The following is a 15,012-nucleotide window of genomic DNA, read 5'->3' as shown; positions in this document are numbered from 1 at the left end:
CCGGACAGGCCATTCAGGAACGCGAGCAGGCGGGCGCTCGGCAACGGTTGCTGGCTCAAGCCGGGCGGTCGCGAGGATCGGTAGGCCCACGAGAGACGCAGCCGAGGGAGTTCGGGTGAACGACCGTGGCGAGCGGGCGATCCTGGCGGTGCACGTACGGGGTCTCGACGGGATGTGCGCGGGGTGTCGGCTGTGGTGGGCGCGGCTCACTCCGTACCCCTGCTGGCAGGTGACGTGGGCGATCGGCCGGCAGGCCCGCGCGAGCGTCGCCCGCTTCCTCGGAGCGGGCGGGTGAGCGCCCACGGGCCGGTGCTGCCGATCTGGACCTGCGGCGGGTGCGGTGGGCCGTGGCCGTGCGCGACCCGGCGGCGGGAGTTGAAGGCGGAGTACGAGGACGCGCCGATGTCGCTGGCCCTGTACATGGGTGCGCAGTTGGTGCGGGCGACGGCCGACCTGAGCTGGGCGCCCGCCGGGGCGTTGCACCGGCGGTTGCTGGGCTGGCTGCGGTGAGCGTGCTGCGGGCCGGGGACGAGAAGTTCCACTACAGCGACGGGTCGCACCGGTGGATCGCGCCGGGGCCGGACTACGACCAGGCGGTGTGGGACGAGCAGGTCCGCCAGCACAAGCTGGGTCACCTGCGCAACGAGCGACCGAGGGTACGCATCCGTAAGGTGGTGTGACGTCAGGCGCCGGCGGAGGTGTCCGAGCCGTACGCGGCGTCGTACATCGTCCCCGCGTTCCCGCCGCCGCCCTGGCCCCGGATCGTGCCCTTGCGGGAGCGCCGGCGCCGGCGGTCCATCTCGGCCATGGCCCGCCGGGCGTCCCGCAGCACGGCATCGCCCGCCGCCGAGCGGGCCGCCCGGCGTCGGCGGACGACGAACGCCACAACAAGAAGAAGCAGCGGTACGCCGCACAGGACGATCCAGAGCCAGGTTGCCACGGTCCACCCCCACCGGCCGTTGCCCGAGTCCCCCCAGCATGGCCCACCGCCGCCACGCACCGGCGACCCGCCGGCGGGGGATTCCGATCGCGGCGGCGGCGCGGTCGTGCGATCGTTGCCGCATGCCTCAGCCGATCTTGCGTACCGACCGCCTGCTGCTGGTTCCCCTGGCCGACCGGCACCTGGAGCTGGAGGTCCAGCTCGACTCCGACGCCGAGGTGCTCCGCTACCTCTACTCCCGGCCCCGCACCCGCGACGAGGTGGTCGCCTCCCACGCGCGGCGGCGGGGCCTGGCCACCAAGGTGGACGGCCTGGGCTTCTGGATGGCGTTCGGCTCCGACGGCGGCGCGCGCGGCTCGACGGCCCCGGCGGGGGAGGACGACGGCGAGTTCGTCGGGCTCATGATGCTGCCCCCGGCGAACGGCCCCGACCAGCCCGACGACCCCACCGTGGCGGAACTGGGCTACCGGCTGGCGCGCCGGTACTGGCGCCGGGGCCTGGCCAGCGAGGCGTCCCGCGTCCTGCTGCGGCACGCGTTCGACACGGTCGGGCAGCGCCTTGTGATCGCCCAGACGATGACCGTGAACGCCGGCTCCCGAGGGGTCATGGAGGCGGTCGGCATGCGCTACGTGCGCACGTACTTCCCGACCTTCGACGAGCCGGTGCCGGGAGCGGACCAGGGCGAGGTCGAGTACGAGATGACCCGCGAGATGTGGGAGCACGTTCCGGCAGCGCCGCCGCCGGCCACCTCATAGGATCAGGCGGTCGTGCCGCCCAGGTGGGAGACCGCGTGAGTAGTCCGGAAACCTCCGACCTGGCCCCTCGGCTCAGACACGAGCTCTATCACCGGCTGCGGCCGATGACCGGCCGTGACCCCGGCGAGCGGGACCGGTCGACCACGCCGCTGGAACTGCTCTACGACCTGACCTACGTGGTCGCGTTCGGGGCCGCCGCCGACGAACTCGCGCACCAGATCGGCGAGGGCCACGTCGGCGCGGCCCTGGGCGCGTACGCGTTCGCGATCTTCGCGGTGACGTGGGCGTGGATCAACTTCACCTGGTTCTCCTCCGCGTACGACAACGACGACGCGCTGTTCCGCGGCGCCACGCTCGTGCAGATGCTCGGCGTCGTCGTCCTGATCTTCGGGCTGCCGGTCAGCTTCGAGGCCACGGCGGACGGGGGCAGCCCGAACAACCTGCTCCTGGTCGTCGGCTACGTCGTCATGCGCGTACCCATCATCGGGCTGTGGCTGCGCGCCGCCCGGCAGGACCCGGCGCACCGGCGGATCACCGTCGCCTACGCGGTCACCATCGCCGTGGCGCAGGTCGGCTGGCTGCTGACCGCGATCCTTCCGCTGCCGGTCACCGTGGTCGTCGCCGCGCTGGTGCTGCTGGCGTTCGGCGAGATGGCCCTGCCCGTGGTGCTGGAACGACGGCGGGGCAGCCCACCCTGGAACGCCGGCCACCTCGCCGAACGGTTCAGCCTGCTCACCCTCATCACGCTCGGTGAGGTGGTGGCCGCCACCACCGCCGCCGTGACCGCGCTCATCCACGCGCAGGGGTGGAGCCTCGCCGCCGTGGTGATCATCGCGTCCGGCCTGGTGCTCGCCGCGACGCTGTGGTGGGCGTACTTCCTCATCCCCTCCCGGCCCATCCTGGAGCGGTGGCCGGGCCGCACGTTCGCCTGGCGGTACGCCCACCTGCCGATCTTCGGCGCGATCGCCGCCGTGGGCGCCGGGCTCCGGGTCGCCACCGCCGCCGTGGAGGAGGAGAAGATCTCCGTGCTCCAGGTGGCGCTGTCGCTCGCCGTGCCGATGGCGGCCCTCGTCATGATCTTCGTGACCTGGAGCGTGCTGATGCGCTCCTACGACCTGACGCACGTGCCGCTGCTGGTGCTGTCGCTCGTCCCGCTCGCGGCCGCCGTCGCCGTGCCGTCGCTGCTGGGCGCCACCGGGCCGATCCACCCGGACGACGGGACGAGCCTGACCGCCCTGGTCGCCGCCATCGCCCTGGTCGCGCTGGCGGGGATCGTCGAGGTGGTCGGGCACGAGACGGTCGGATTCCGGCACACGATGCGCGCCCTGGACCGGCGCTGACCCTCTATTGTCGCCGGGTGACGACCACGGATCAGGTCCGCGAGGCGTACGCGTCCGTCGCGGACCTCTACATCGAACTGTTCGGCACCAGCGGGCAGGTGCACGCCGACGACCTCGCCTTCATCCGCGCGCATCTGGCCGGGCGGCCCGGTCCGGTGCTCGACGTGGGCTGCGGGCCCGGTCACCTCACCGACCACCTCCGCTCGGCCGGGGCCGACGCCACCGGCCTCGACGTCGTCGGCGAGTTCATCGCCCACGCCCGGGCCACCTACCCGGACGGCAGCTACCTGCTCGGCTCCATGACGGATCTGCCGATCGCCGACCACCGCCTCGCCGGCGTCCTGTCCTGGGGCTCGGTCATCCACCTGCCACCGGACGACCTCGACGACGTGCTCGCCGAGTTCCGGCGGGTCACCGCCCCGGGGGCGACGCTGGTGTTCGGCATCTTCGTCGGCGACGAGGTGGCCGCGTTCGACCACAAGGTCGTCACCGCCTTTCGCTGGCCGGTGGACGCGTTCGCCGACCGGCTGGCCCGGGCCGGCTTCGCCGAGGTGGCCCGCCTGCACCGGCCCGCCGACGGCGTCAGCCGCCCGCACGCGGCCGTCGCGGCGGTCAGGGCGTGACCGGAGGCCGGGCCTTCTGCGGGTGGGGCGTCTCGTGGCGGGCCAGCATGGCCACGAACTCGCCGATCTTGCGCTCGCGGGTCTCCGCCCGCTTGACCGCGTTGAGGCGGTGGATGAGCGCGAACCGGTTGGCCTTGGTGAGCACGTCGAACATGGCCTGGGCGGCGGGCACCGCGGCGATCGCGGCCAACAGGTCGGCCGGCACCTCCGCCTCCGACGGCGGGGCATAGGCGGCGTCCCAGCGCCCGTCCGCCTTCGCGGCCTCCACCGCGGCGCGGCCCGCGGGCGTCATCCGGCCCGCCGCCTCCAACCGGGCCACGTGCGAGACGTTGCGTTGCGACCAGATGCTGCGGGGCCGGCGCGGGGTGAACCGGATCCAGGAGGTCTCCTCGTCCCGCTTGCGGGCCTGCCCGTCGATCCAGCCGAAACACAGCGCCTCGTCGACCGCCTGCTGCCAGGTCAACGTCGTGACGGTGCCGCCCTTGCGGGTCAGCGCGAGCCAGACACCCGGGGACGTGGCGTGGTGGGCCGACAACCACGCCCGCAGCGCGTCCGCGTCCGCCACGACCAACTCGTCCAGCTCCGCTCCCGCCATGACGGCAGGGTAGCCGCCACCTCCGACGAGATCAGGTGAGGAAGCGGTGCAGCGCCTCGGTCAGGTCGTCCGGGTTCTCCTCGGCGACGTGGTGCCCGGACTCGATCGGGTGACCGCGCAGGTCGGCGGCCCAGGGACGCCAGACGGCCAGCGGATCCCCGTAGAGACGTTCCATGTCGTCGCGGGTCGACCACAGGAACAGGGTCGGACAGCGTACGGCGCGGCCGGCCCGCCGGTCGGCCTCCTCGTGCTCCCGGTCCACACCCAGCCCGGCACGGTAGTCCTCCAGCATCGCCCGGACCGTCGCCGGATCGCGGACGGCCTGGAGGAACTCCCGGTGGTTCTCCGCGCCCATGCTCTCGGGACGCGCCTTGGCCGCGTACCAGGCGTCCGGATCGGCGGTGATGACCCGCTCCGGGATGTCCGGCTGGGCGAAGAAGAACCAGTGGAACCACTCGCGGGCGAACGTCGCGTCGCACCTCGCCAGCGCCTCGCTGATCGGCACGCCGTCGATGACCACCAGGCGGTCGACCGCGTCCGGGTGGTCCAGTGCCAGGCGCAGCGCCACGTAGGCCCCGCGGTCGTGCCCGACCGTGGCGAACCTCGGGTGGCCGAGGAGGTCCATCAGCCGCCGCAGGTCCGCCGCCACCGCCCGCTTGGACTGCTGGGAGTGGTCCGGGCGCAGGTCCGCCTTCCCGGACCGCCCGTAGCCGCGCATGTCCGGGCAGACGACGGCGAACCCCCGCTCCACCAGCCGCGGGGCCACCCGGTGCCAGGTCGCCCCGGTGCGGGGATGGCCGTGGACGAGGAGGACGGACGGGCCCTGCCCCGCGTGGCGGACCCGCAGCTCCACCTCCCCGACGTCGATCCGCTCGTCGGTGAAGTCGTCGAACATGCACCACAGGTGACCGGCCGGACCACTCGGCAAACGTCCACGCGCTGGCGGGCCATCTATCCTTGTCGTGCCAGTTGCCATCTGACGGAGTGGTCGATGCTGAACGGTCTGGCCGCGGAGCGACCCGCGACGGGGGACAGCCACCGGCGTCACCTCGCCGCGCTGCTCCGCCGTGTCCACCTGGGCGGCCCGGTCTCGCGGGTCCGGCTGGCCGAGGAGCTGGGCGTCAACCGCAGCACGGTGCTGGCGCTGACCGGCGAACTCGCGGCGGCGGGACTGGTCCGCGAGGAGTCCGCCCCGGCCACCGGGCGGACCGGCCGACCGTCCCTGCTGGTGCGGCCGGCGTCCGACGCCGTGCACGTCCTCGCCTTCGACATCGCGGTGGACCGGCTCGTCGCCGCCCGCGTCGGTCTGGGCGGGGTGGTGTCCGGCCGCCTGGAGGCGACCCGACCGAGAGCCGGGGCCGACCTCGACTTCGTGGTCAGCGTGCTCGCCGACCTCGGACGGGCGTTGCACCACGGCGCGCCGCCCGGATCGGTGTGCGTGGGGGTCGGGGCGTCCTACTGCGGGATGATCCGGCCGGGCGACGGACTGGTGCGGTACGGGCCGGACCTCGGGTGGGTGGACCAGGCGTTCGGTGTCGAACTGGCCCGGCGGTTGGACCTGGGCCTGCCGGTGCTCGTCGGCAACGAGGCCCACCTCGGCGCGGTCGCCGAACACCAGCGGGGCGCCGGGGTCGGGGTGCGCAACCTGGTCTACCTGCACGGCGACGTCGGTGTCGGCGGAGGGATCATCGTCGGTGGCGAGCTGCTCGGCGGGGACGGCGGCTACGGCTCCGAGGTCGGTCACATGCTGGTGAACCCCCACCACGGTCGGCCCTGCCTCTGCGGTTCCCACGGCTGCCTGGAGGCCGAGGTCGGGGAGCGGGCGCTGCTCGACGCGGCCGGCCGTCCCGCCGACAGCATCGGGCGGGACGCGGTGCGGGCCGTGGTCGCCGACGCGGCCCGGGGCGACCTCGCCGCCCAGGAAGCGCTGCGCCGCGTCGGGGACTGGTTGGGCATCGGGGTGGCGAACGTGATCAACCTGTTCAACCCCGGGGTGGTGATCTTCGGAGGCACGCTCCGCGAGGTGTTCCAGGGCTCGGCCCCGCACGTCCGCCGCCGGATCCGGGCCAACGTGCTGCCCGTGTCGCGGGACAAGGCCGAGCTGCGGGTGTCGGCGTTCGGCGACGACACCACGCTGGTCGGCGCCGCCGAGCTGGGCTTCGCGCCGCTGCTCGCCGATCCGCTCGGAAACCGCACCGCCGTGGCGAGCTGACCCGGGCGGCGCGTGTTCACAGCCGGTGGGCCCGCCACCGGTTCAGTTCGGTCTCCATCCGCGTCTGCTCGTCGAGTGCCACCCGGCGGACCTCCCGACGTAGCGGCCGGGTCACCCGGAGCTGGACGGCCACGACCCCGAGCGTGACGCCGGCGAGCAGCGCCAGCGCGGCCAGCTCCGGCACCTGGTACGCCACCGGCACCAGCGCGGCGAGGACCAGGGCCGCTCCCAGCAGCACCGGGTCGAGTCGGCGCAACGCGCGCAGCTCGATCGCCACCAGGGCGAGCGAGAAGAGGATCACCCCGCCGTAGAGCAGGAGCGGATGCAACTGACCGGGTCGTTCCGCCCCGGTCGGATGCTCGGCGTGCAGCAGGATGCTCAGCAGCCGTTCGAGGCTGAGGGCGAAGAGGATGATCCCGACGACCAGCGGCAGGTGCAGGTAGCTGTAGACGTCCCGCGCGAGGGGGATCCGGCCCGGCCCGCGTACGCCGTGCAGGCGTTGTTCCACGGCCGCGGCGATCCAGTCGAAGTACAGCCACCAGAGCGCGGCGATCACGACGATGCCCAGCGCCGACGCGAAGACCGTCGGCAGACCCACCGGACGGCCGTACTGCGCCGACGCGCCGATCCCCAGCGCGATCACCGACTCGCCGAGGGCGACGAGCACGATCAGTGCGTGCCGTTCGGCCGCGTGCCCCACCGAGCGCAGTCGCCAGCCCGTTCGGGCGAGCAGCAGTCCGCCCAGGTACTCCAGCACCAGGGCGACGACCCAGAACCCGATCCGCACGTTCTGCACCGCGCCGGCCGCCACGATCCGCTGCGGCACCACCGCCGCCAACAGGACGACCACCGTACTGACCAGCGCCGGCCCGACCAGCAACAGCGCGGGCAGGCGCGGCGTGCCCTCCGCCCGCGCGATGGTCCAGAGCGCGGCCGCCTTCAGCCCCCAGGTCATCAGGTACGCCACGGCGAACAGCCACGGGCCGTAGAGACCACCCGGCTCGTCGCGGAACGCCACCCCCACGCTGACCGCCAGGAGGAACACCGGCACCATCATGGCGAGCCCGATCAGCGGCATGACGCCCTCGTCGGACCGGACCGCGTTGCCGATCGTGACGAAGCCGGTCCAGCACCACCACAGCAGGACCAGCACGAGCAGCGCCTCCAGCAGCGACTGTGCCGTGAGGTTCTTGCTGGTGAGGGTGGAGACGTTGAAGAACGCGAAGACGAACACCAGGTCGTAGAAGAGCTCCAGGCGGGTGGCGCGGGTGCCGGGCCCACCCCAGCTGATCAGCTGGGACCTGATTATCCTCCCCATACAGGCATTATCTGCACCGAAACAGGGCGGATGGCGCGATCAACGAATCCGCTCGCCCGCCGCGTTGTGCTCGGCCACCAGGTCCGGAAGCTCGGCCAGCGAGCCAATGCGGAACAGGCACCGCTCCGCCACGTCCGGCATGTCGAGGATGTGTCCCCACGGGCCGCGCCGGATCAGGCACGCCGGCATGCCGGCCGCCATGGCCGGGCGGGCGTCGTTGTCGGGCCGGTCGCCGACGTACAGGATGGACGACGCGTCGCCGCCGCCCGCTTCGACGACCCGGGTGAAGAACGCCGGTGCCGGCTTGTCCACACCCCACCCGTGCGACGTGCCGATGACGTCCACCGGAAGGCCGAGGGCGCGCAGGCTGGCCTCGGCGTGGGCCGGCTGGTTGCCGGCCAGCCCCAGGCGCAGGCCCTGCGCCGCCAGAGCGGTCAGGCACGCGCGGGCGTCGGGATAGAGGTCCTCCTCGGCGAACGTCTCCGGCACGCCGGCGGCCACCCGGCGGTCGAGTTCGGCGGTGAGGTCGAAGTCGGGCCGGAACACCCGGAACACCTCCTGGTAGCCCAGGCCCCGGGCGATCACCGCGCCGAACACCGCCGAGAAGGTGTGCCGGGGCACGCCCAGCCAGTCCGCCCAGTCGGCGAACTCGCGGGACTCGTCCAGGATCGTCCCGCCGACATCGAAGAAGACTGACTTGATCATTTCGTTCCCCCGTCACGGTCGGGCCGTGGGTGGATCATAGGCGCGGATCGACGCGACCGTCCGGGGCCGGCTCCGCGAACTGTCGTCCATCGGTCTCCGGGTGGCCGGGAGATTCCGGCACACTGCCTCCATGAGTCGCCCGACCTTCCTTCCCGACCCGCCGCCGGGTCCGGCGGTCACCGCCGCCTACGACGAGGACGTCGCCTCCGACGGCTACGTCAACAACCTCACCCGCGTCTGGTGCTGGCGTCCGGACGTGTCGGCGTCGTTCCAGGCCGTCCGCGCCGAGTTGCTGGGCGACTCGGGGCTGTCGGCGCGGGAGGTGGCCGTGCTGGTCGCCGCCACCGCCGCCGCCCGGGGTGACGCCTACTGCGCGCTGGCCTGGGGTGCCCGGCTGGCCGACCTCAGCGACGAGGCGACCGCCGCGGACGTGCTGGGCGGCGCCGACGGCGAGCTGTCCGGCCGGGAGGCCGCCCTGGCCGGATGGGCCCGTCAGGTCGTCCGGGACCCCAACGCCACCACCGAGGACGACGTGCGGGGCCTGCGCGAGGCCGGCCTCAGCGACCGGGAGGTCTTCGAGGCGACCACCCTGGTCGCCTTCCGGTTGGCGTTCTCCACGGTCAACGACGCCCTCGGCGCCCGGCCGGACCAGCAGCTCGCGGAGCGGGTGCCCCCGCTCGTGCGCGACGCCGTCACCTTCGGCCGCCCGGTCTAGGGCCGGCGTCCCACCGGGAACGCGCCGGGTCAGGCACGGAGCGAGGCGAGCGCGACGTCGACCGCCTCGAGCAGAGCCTCCTGGCGGTCGAAGTCGTCGGCCTGATCCGGGTCGACGCCGCACTCGCGCTGCCGGGCCCGCAGCAGGTCGTGGTGGGAGTAGGCCGAGACGTGCACCGGGAACGCGAACGGGTCGAGACCGCCCTCGACGAGCACGTCGACGGGATCCCGGTCGTCGGGCCCGACGTGCAGCCAGGTGTCGTACGGCGAGCGCGCGTAGACCCCCGCCGCGAACCCGTCGGTCCACGCGGAGACCAGCGCCGCCAGGCTGGTGGCGGCGCGGACCGGGTTCCGGTCGTCCACCTCGATCTGGTAGCGCCAGATCTCCCCCTCGTGGTCGCCGGCGAGCACGAAGGCGAAGACGATGCGGTCGGAGATGAGCAGCGGCAGCTGATGCCGCCAGGGGAAGGGGACCCCGACCGCCATGGACAGGTAGCCGAGGAGGTTGTCGGCGTTGTCCCAGGGCAGCGGATGACCACCCTCGGGCAGGACCTGCGCGTACGGCAGGCCCTCGTGGTGGAACCAGATCGCCTGCTCCGCGACGCGGTCGACGTCGAAGACGCGGCAGAGCGCCTCGACGCCGAGCGCGTCGGCCGGCTCCTCGGTGCCCCAGGGGACACCGGCGGCGGTCGCCGCCCTCCGGTAGCGTTCCACCGCGCCACGCAGCACCCGCATGTCGTCGAGCACGACCGACCTCCCCGCACAGTCGCGGCCGACGTTAGCGCGGCGCACCGACAGCTCGCTGCCCCTCGGGTGCGGCGTCGGCCTCGGGCCGGCGCCCCGCTTCCGGTCGGGGCAGCAGGAGCGGTGTGGCGAGCAGCAGGACACCGGAGACGGTGAGCGCGGCGAGCGGACCCACGCGCGTCGCCAGGACGCCCCCGGCCAGCATCAGGACGGCCTGCGTGAGCCGGCTGCTCACACTCCACGCGGTGAGCACCTGGGCGGCGTGGTCCGGGGGAGTGCGGCGCAGCCGTTCGGTGGCGTGGATCGGGTTGAACACGCCCATGCACGTGATCAGCAGAGCCTCGACGACGATCACGGTGAGCAGCCCGGAGACGCCGGGACCGACGAACGCGAGCCCGAGCGGGAAGACCGCACGCAGCCAGCCGGACACGATCATCACCCGGTGCCGGCCGTGCCGTCGGACCAGGGGCGCGGAGAGACGGGCGCCCACCAGACCGCCGAGCGCCGGGACGCCGAAGGCCAGCCCGTACTGCCAGGCCGGGAGGTGGTAGTCGCCGAGCAGCAGGACGGCCAGCAGCGGCGCGGTCGCCATGATCAGACCGCCGACCAGCACCGAGTTGAGGAACAGGCGCCGCAGAACGCGGTCGTGGCGGATGAACCGCCAGCCCCGGACCAGGTCGGCTCCGGTCAGCCGGGCGCCCGCGGCGCGGGGCGCGGCCACGTCGTCCCCCCGGATCCGGCGGACCGCGAACGCGGACAGCAGGTAGCTCAGCGCGTCGGCCGCGACGGTGACGACCGGGCCGAGCAGCCCGACGAGCGCGCCGCCCACCGGCGGGCCGACCGCGGTCGCCACCCAGCTCGTACCCTCGAACCGCGCGTTCGCCACGAGCAGGCGCTCGCCCGGGACGAGGTGCTTCAGGTACGCCCCGGACGCCGCGCCGAACGCGATGCCCGCCGCGCCGCAGACGACCGCGACGACCAGCAGCTGACCGTAGGTCAACACCCCGAGCAGGTACGCGACCGGCACGCTCGCCGTCGCGACGAATCGGCACAGGTCGGTGGCGACCATCACCGGCCGCTTGGGCCGGTGCGCCACCCACGGACCGAGCGGGATCGCCACGACCGCCGCGACGGCGAGCCCGGCCGCCTCCAGCAGCGACACCGCGAACGCCGACGAGTGCAGCACCCGCACCGCGAGCAGCGGGAACGCCCCGAACGCGGTCCACGTGCCGTACGTGCTGACCGCGTACGCCACCCACAGCCAGCCGAAGCCCGATCCGAGTTTCACCGGCGCATCACACCGGCCGCGCGGGCGGCGGATCAAACAACCGGCGATCGGCGAGCCACAACCATCGGTGGCGCGGCCCTAGGGTGGGCCGGTGGACACCGAGGCAGTGCGATCGTTCGTCCGGGCGGCCGAACTCGGGCAGCTGCGCCACGCCGCCGACGAGCTGGGCGTCACGCCGCAGGCGGTCTCCAAGCGCGTCGCCGCCCTGGAACGCGACCTGAGGGTCCGCCTGTTCACCCGTACCGCCCGGGGGGTCGAGCTGACACTCGACGGCCGGGCGTTCCTCCCGTACGCCCGGGGTCTGGTGGTGAGCGCGGACCGCGCGGTCGCCGCGGTCCGGCCGGCGTCGCGGGCCCCGCGCGTGGACGTCCTCGGGCTGCGCAGCGCGCAGGCCGTGGTCCTGCACGACTACTGGCGGTCACATCCCGGCACCGACGTCGACGTGGTGACCCTCCGCGTCGACGACCCGCGCCAGGTCGCCGCCGCCGTGCAGGCCGGCGACATCGACGCCGCGTTCCGCACCGTCACCGACCCGGCCGCCCTGCCGCCCGACGTCCGGATGGTCCACGCGTTCGACTCCCCGCTGCAACTCCTCGTCGGCCCCCGGCACCCGCTCGCGTCCGCCCGGTCGGTGACCCCGTCGCAACTGCGCGGACACCTCATCCGGGTGCCCGGCATCGTGCCGCGCAGCGAGTGGTCGGAGTTCTACGACCAGCTCGTCACCGCGTTCGACCTGCGCGTCGACGCGACCGGCCCGAACTTCGGCGACGAGGTCCTCCTCGACGCCATCGCCGGCTCCGCCGACGTGGCCACGCTGGTCGGCGCACGCGACCGCTACGTCTGGCCGGCGCGCCACGACCTGCGTCGCATCCCGATCGTGGACCCGACGCCGGCGTACCCGATCTCGCTCCTGCTGCCCCGGACCAACCCGCACCCGGGGCTGCGGGCGATCCTCGACCACGTCGCGGCGCTGCCGCCGGTGCCCGAGCCGGCGTGGCGACCCGCCTGGCCCCGGCTCAGCCCGGCGGCGGGTCGGCGGTGATCCGCTCCAGCGTGCGCCGGCCCGTCCGGCTCATCACCGGGTTGGACTCCCGGTAGTACCAGACCAGCCCCATGGCCTGCTGGAACGCCCACGCCCGGCCGCGTTCCCACTCCAGGTCGTCGCAGCCGAGTCGCCGCCGCAGCGCCCGGCGCGGCCCGGCCTCCAGCAGGTGCCAGGCGCCGACCAGGTCGAGCGCCGGATCGGCCGGCCCCAGCCCGCCCACGTCGAGCACCCCGGCCAGCCGTCCGTCGGCGACCAGGACGTTGCCGGGGATCAGGTCGCCGTGGGTCATCCGGTCCGGCGTGTCACCCCGGGACAGCTCCCGCATCGCCGCCCAGAACCGCCGCAGCAGCGGCACGTCCAGCAACGATGCGCTCTGCCGGAAGCAGGTCTCCATCCACTCGTCGTGCGCGGGCAGGTCACCGCCCCGGCCCGGGCCGTCGAACGTGCGCCCCCGGGTGTCGATGGCCCGGACGCCGTCGACGAACTCGGCCAGGTCGTCGGCGAAGGCGTACGAGTCACCCGGGTCCCGGTCGGTTGCCACGACGCCGGGCAACCAGGTCTGGACCGACCAGGGCAGCGGATAGCCGGCGCCGGGCGCGCCGAGCGCGACCGGCTCCGGGGTGGGGAAGCGGGTACGCCCCAGCAGTTCCCGGGCGGCGTCCGCCTCGCGTTCCAGCCAGCGCCGCGTGACCTCGGGCTCCTGCGGTTGCAGCGGGAGCCGGACGCTGAGGCGATCACCCAGGCGGAAGACGGCGTTGACCGTGCCCTCCGAGGCCAGCGGACGGACGGGCAGGTCCCGCCACGCGGGGAACTGCGCGTCGACCAGCCCACGCACGGTGGCAGGGGTGACGGTGAGCTGTCCCTCGTGCATCGGCATGCCGGGCAGCCTCGCCGTCGCGGCGAACGCCCGCAACAGGATTGTCCGTCGCACCCGCTCTCTATGATCGTCGACCGTGACCCGCACCACGCCGCCGCGACCTGTCGACGTCGCGGCGCTCTTCCCCGAACTGGCCGCCCACTCGACCACGGCCACCCGGCTGCACCCCCGTCCGGGCCGCCCGACGGTCGCCGACAGTTCGGTCGGCGGGCCGCTGCTCTGGCCGGCGCACGAGGCGTGGCCGGTCTGCGACGACGGCGAGGCGCACTACGTCTTCCGGCTCCGGACCCCGGCGTCGGTGCACCGTGACCGGGCGATCCTCGCCACCGACGAGGTGACCGACGACCAGCGGGCGCAGCTGTCGCCCCCGGGCTTCTCCGAGCCCCACCACCTGGTCGACCAACCGATACCGATGGTCCCGGTGGCCCAACTGCACCGCCGGGACGTCCCCGACTTCGTCGGGCCCGACGGCACCGACGTGATGCAGGTCCTGTGGTGCCCGCTGGACCACCCCGAGCTGGGCCACAACCCGAGGGTACGGCTGTACTGGCGGCGCGCCGACGACGTGACCGAGCCCTTGGCGGCCGCCCCCGAACCACCAGTGGTCAGCGCCTCCTACCTGCCCACGCCCTGCGTGCTGCATCCGGAGCGGATCCGCGAGTACCAGTACGGCGGGCTGCTGCCCGAGGACCTGGATGGCCGGATCAGGGACTGGGAGGACGAGGACGAGGACACCTACCAGACGGACCTGTCGCTGGCCCCGGGCTGGAAGGTCGGCGGCTTCGCGAACTGGTCCCTGACCGACCCCCACCCGGTGGACTGCGCCGAGTGCGGCACCCCGATGACGCTGCTGTTCACCGCCGACTCCTCCGAGTGGTACGGGACGGACGGCAGTTGGCGGCCGGTGGAGGACCTGCCCGGAGCGTCGGCCCGACCCACGGAGGTGACGATCGGGCGGGGCTACTCCCTCTACGTCTTCCGCTGCCCGACGTCCTTCGACCACCCGCCCGCCACCACCATGCAGTGACCGCGGCCGGTGCCTGTCAGGACGCGGCGGCCGGTCGCCGGCGGGCGAGGTGGACGGTGACGTCGGTGGTGACCTCGACCCTGTCGGGCAGCACCTCCCGGATCCGCCGGAGGACCTGCTCCCGCCGGTCCGCCGGCAGTTCGAGGTAGGCCGAGACGGTCGACAGCACACCGACGTAGTCGTCCGCGCCCATCGTGACGCGGCGCTCGATCTCCGACTGCCGGACGTCGGTGAACCGGGCATCCCGGCGCAGCTCGGTGCCCGGCCACCGCATGGCGTCCGTCTCCGGCGTCCCGTCCGGGGAGGGGATCTCGTCGCTGTCGAGGAACGGCGCCCGGGCCCGCCGCACCGACTCCGCCACCGCCGGGTCGCCCAGGCGCAGCGGCCCACCGAACGAGGCGAACACGCCGCCGGGCGTCAGGAGCGCGGCCACCCGGTCCCACCGGCCCTCGGGGCGCGTCCAGTGCAGCGCCGCCGCCGCATAGACAAGGTCGTAGGTCTCGTCCGTCGGCAGCTCCTCGAACGCGGCCCGCACCGTCCGCACCCGCACCGGCACGTGCGCGCGCAGCTCGGCCAGCATGGCGGCGTCCGGGTCGGTGGCGGTGACCGTGAGGCCCGCCCGGGCGAACAGGCGGGTCGCCTTGCCGGTCCCGGCGCCGATCTCCAGTGCGGTCCGCAGCGGACGGTCCGCGTATGCCAGCACCAGGTCGGCGAGGGCCGGCGGATATCCGGGGCGGAACCGCTCGTACGCCCGCGCCGCCGCCCCGAAGCTCAGTGCGCGCTCGGACATGCCGAGCATCCTCACACGAGCCCGGTCTATCGTGTGCCG

Annotated in this window: 19 protein-coding genes; 10 read left to right on the top strand and 9 right to left on the bottom strand. The window is 73.8% G+C overall.

All coding sequences use genetic code 11. The annotated features are described in order from the left end of the window. Window positions 1–115 precede the first annotated feature (115 nt). From CO540_RS06765 to CO540_RS30305, 3 genes are read left to right on the top strand one after another with little or no spacing between them, the layout of a single operon-like run. On the top strand, window positions 116–295 hold the full coding sequence (locus CO540_RS06765) for a hypothetical protein (RefSeq protein WP_099161370.1): 180 nt from the start codon (window positions 116–118) through the stop codon (window positions 293–295). After that, complete coding sequence (locus CO540_RS06760; protein ID WP_099161369.1) at window positions 292–510, top strand: hypothetical protein; 219 nt, start codon at window positions 292–294, stop codon at window positions 508–510. The genes CO540_RS06765 and CO540_RS06760 overlap by 4 nt, the downstream gene beginning before the upstream one ends. Then, window positions 507–680, top strand: a complete 174-nt coding sequence (locus CO540_RS30305; protein ID WP_172967801.1) for a hypothetical protein — start codon at window positions 507–509, stop codon at window positions 678–680. The genes CO540_RS06760 and CO540_RS30305 overlap by 4 nt, the downstream gene beginning before the upstream one ends. Before the next feature lie 2 nt (window positions 681–682). Here the strand turns inward: CO540_RS30305 and CO540_RS06755 are convergent, their stop codons facing one another. Next, on the bottom strand, window positions 683–940 hold the full coding sequence (locus tag CO540_RS06755) for a hypothetical protein (RefSeq protein ID WP_157779065.1): 258 nt from the start codon (window positions 938–940) through the stop codon (window positions 683–685). A 122-nt stretch (window positions 941–1,062) separates the two neighbouring features. Here CO540_RS06755 and CO540_RS06750 point away from each other — a divergent pair, with 122 nt between their 5' ends. From CO540_RS06750 to CO540_RS06740, 3 genes are all read left to right on the top strand, one after another. Beyond that, window positions 1,063–1,695 (top strand): GNAT family N-acetyltransferase, encoded by a 633-nt coding sequence (locus tag CO540_RS06750; RefSeq protein ID WP_099161367.1) that lies wholly within the window; start codon window positions 1,063–1,065, stop codon window positions 1,693–1,695. A gap of 104 nt (window positions 1,696–1,799) precedes the next feature. Further along, complete coding sequence (locus CO540_RS06745) at window positions 1,800–3,035, top strand: low temperature requirement protein A (protein ID WP_216642341.1); 1,236 nt, start codon at window positions 1,800–1,802, stop codon at window positions 3,033–3,035. A gap of 17 nt (window positions 3,036–3,052) precedes the next feature. Further along, window positions 3,053–3,658 (top strand): class I SAM-dependent methyltransferase, encoded by a 606-nt coding sequence (locus CO540_RS06740; protein WP_099161366.1) that lies wholly within the window; start codon window positions 3,053–3,055, stop codon window positions 3,656–3,658. Here the strand turns inward: CO540_RS06740 and CO540_RS06735 are convergent. Together CO540_RS06735 and CO540_RS06730 are read right to left on the bottom strand one after the other, a co-directional pair. Beyond that, window positions 3,648–4,253, bottom strand: a complete 606-nt coding sequence (locus CO540_RS06735; RefSeq protein ID WP_099161365.1) for a YdeI family protein — start codon at window positions 4,251–4,253, stop codon at window positions 3,648–3,650. The genes CO540_RS06740 and CO540_RS06735 overlap by 11 nt on opposite strands. 31 nt (window positions 4,254–4,284) lie before the next feature. Next, a complete protein-coding gene (locus tag CO540_RS06730) occupies window positions 4,285–5,148 on the bottom strand; it encodes an alpha/beta fold hydrolase (protein ID WP_099161364.1) in 864 nt (287 codons plus the stop codon). Window positions 5,149–5,244: 96 nt separating this feature from the next. Here CO540_RS06730 and CO540_RS06725 point away from each other — a divergent pair, with 96 nt between their 5' ends. Continuing rightward, window positions 5,245–6,465 carry an ROK family transcriptional regulator gene (locus CO540_RS06725; protein ID WP_099161363.1) on the top strand — a complete coding sequence of 407 codons (1,221 nt, stop codon included), beginning with the start codon at window positions 5,245–5,247 and terminating at the stop codon, window positions 6,463–6,465. A gap of 16 nt (window positions 6,466–6,481) precedes the next feature. Here CO540_RS06725 and CO540_RS06720 read toward each other — a convergent pair whose 3' ends face one another. After that, complete coding sequence (locus tag CO540_RS06720) at window positions 6,482–7,783, bottom strand: low temperature requirement protein A (RefSeq protein ID WP_099161362.1); 1,302 nt, start codon at window positions 7,781–7,783, stop codon at window positions 6,482–6,484. A 39-nt stretch (window positions 7,784–7,822) separates the two neighbouring features. Further along, window positions 7,823–8,488, bottom strand: a complete 666-nt coding sequence (locus tag CO540_RS06715) for an HAD family hydrolase (RefSeq protein WP_099161361.1) — start codon at window positions 8,486–8,488, stop codon at window positions 7,823–7,825. A 130-nt stretch (window positions 8,489–8,618) separates the two neighbouring features. On the opposite strand from CO540_RS06715, the gene CO540_RS06710 reads away from it, so the two are divergent. Further along, window positions 8,619–9,203 (top strand): carboxymuconolactone decarboxylase family protein, encoded by a 585-nt coding sequence (locus CO540_RS06710; protein ID WP_099161360.1) that lies wholly within the window; start codon window positions 8,619–8,621, stop codon window positions 9,201–9,203. 29 nt (window positions 9,204–9,232) lie between these two features. On the opposite strand, the gene CO540_RS06705 is transcribed toward CO540_RS06710, so the two are convergent. Further along, entirely contained in the window at window positions 9,233–9,949 is a 717-nt protein-coding gene (locus CO540_RS06705) for a hypothetical protein (RefSeq protein WP_099161359.1), read from the bottom strand. 31 nt (window positions 9,950–9,980) lie between these two features. Beyond that, window positions 9,981–11,234, bottom strand: a complete 1,254-nt coding sequence (locus CO540_RS06700; RefSeq protein ID WP_253866504.1) for an MFS transporter — start codon at window positions 11,232–11,234, stop codon at window positions 9,981–9,983. Between the two features lie 91 nt (window positions 11,235–11,325). Between CO540_RS06700 and CO540_RS06695 the strand changes: the two genes are divergently transcribed. Beyond that, window positions 11,326–12,276 carry a LysR family transcriptional regulator gene (locus tag CO540_RS06695; protein ID WP_172967800.1) on the top strand — a complete coding sequence of 317 codons (951 nt, stop codon included), beginning with the start codon at window positions 11,326–11,328 and terminating at the stop codon, window positions 12,274–12,276. Here CO540_RS06695 and CO540_RS06690 read toward each other — a convergent pair. Then, complete coding sequence (locus CO540_RS06690; protein WP_253866502.1) at window positions 12,251–13,210, bottom strand: aminoglycoside phosphotransferase family protein; 960 nt, start codon at window positions 13,208–13,210, stop codon at window positions 12,251–12,253. The two genes, CO540_RS06695 and CO540_RS06690, sit on opposite strands and share 26 nt — an antisense overlap. Before the next feature lie 22 nt (window positions 13,211–13,232). Between CO540_RS06690 and CO540_RS06685 the strand changes: the two genes are divergently transcribed. Further along, entirely contained in the window at window positions 13,233–14,183 is a 951-nt protein-coding gene (locus CO540_RS06685; protein ID WP_099161358.1) for a hypothetical protein, read from the top strand. A gap of 16 nt (window positions 14,184–14,199) precedes the next feature. Here CO540_RS06685 and CO540_RS06680 read toward each other — a convergent pair whose 3' ends face one another. Continuing rightward, on the bottom strand, window positions 14,200–14,973 hold the full coding sequence (locus CO540_RS06680; RefSeq protein WP_099164621.1) for a trans-aconitate 2-methyltransferase: 774 nt from the start codon (window positions 14,971–14,973) through the stop codon (window positions 14,200–14,202). Between the last annotated feature and the right edge of the window lie 39 nt (window positions 14,974–15,012).

This window comes from Micromonospora sp. WMMA2032, assembly GCF_002688545.1.
GTDB lineage: Bacteria > Actinomycetota > Actinomycetes > Mycobacteriales > Micromonosporaceae > Micromonospora > Micromonospora sediminicola.
This window is presented reverse-complemented; position numbering and strand designations above follow the sequence as displayed.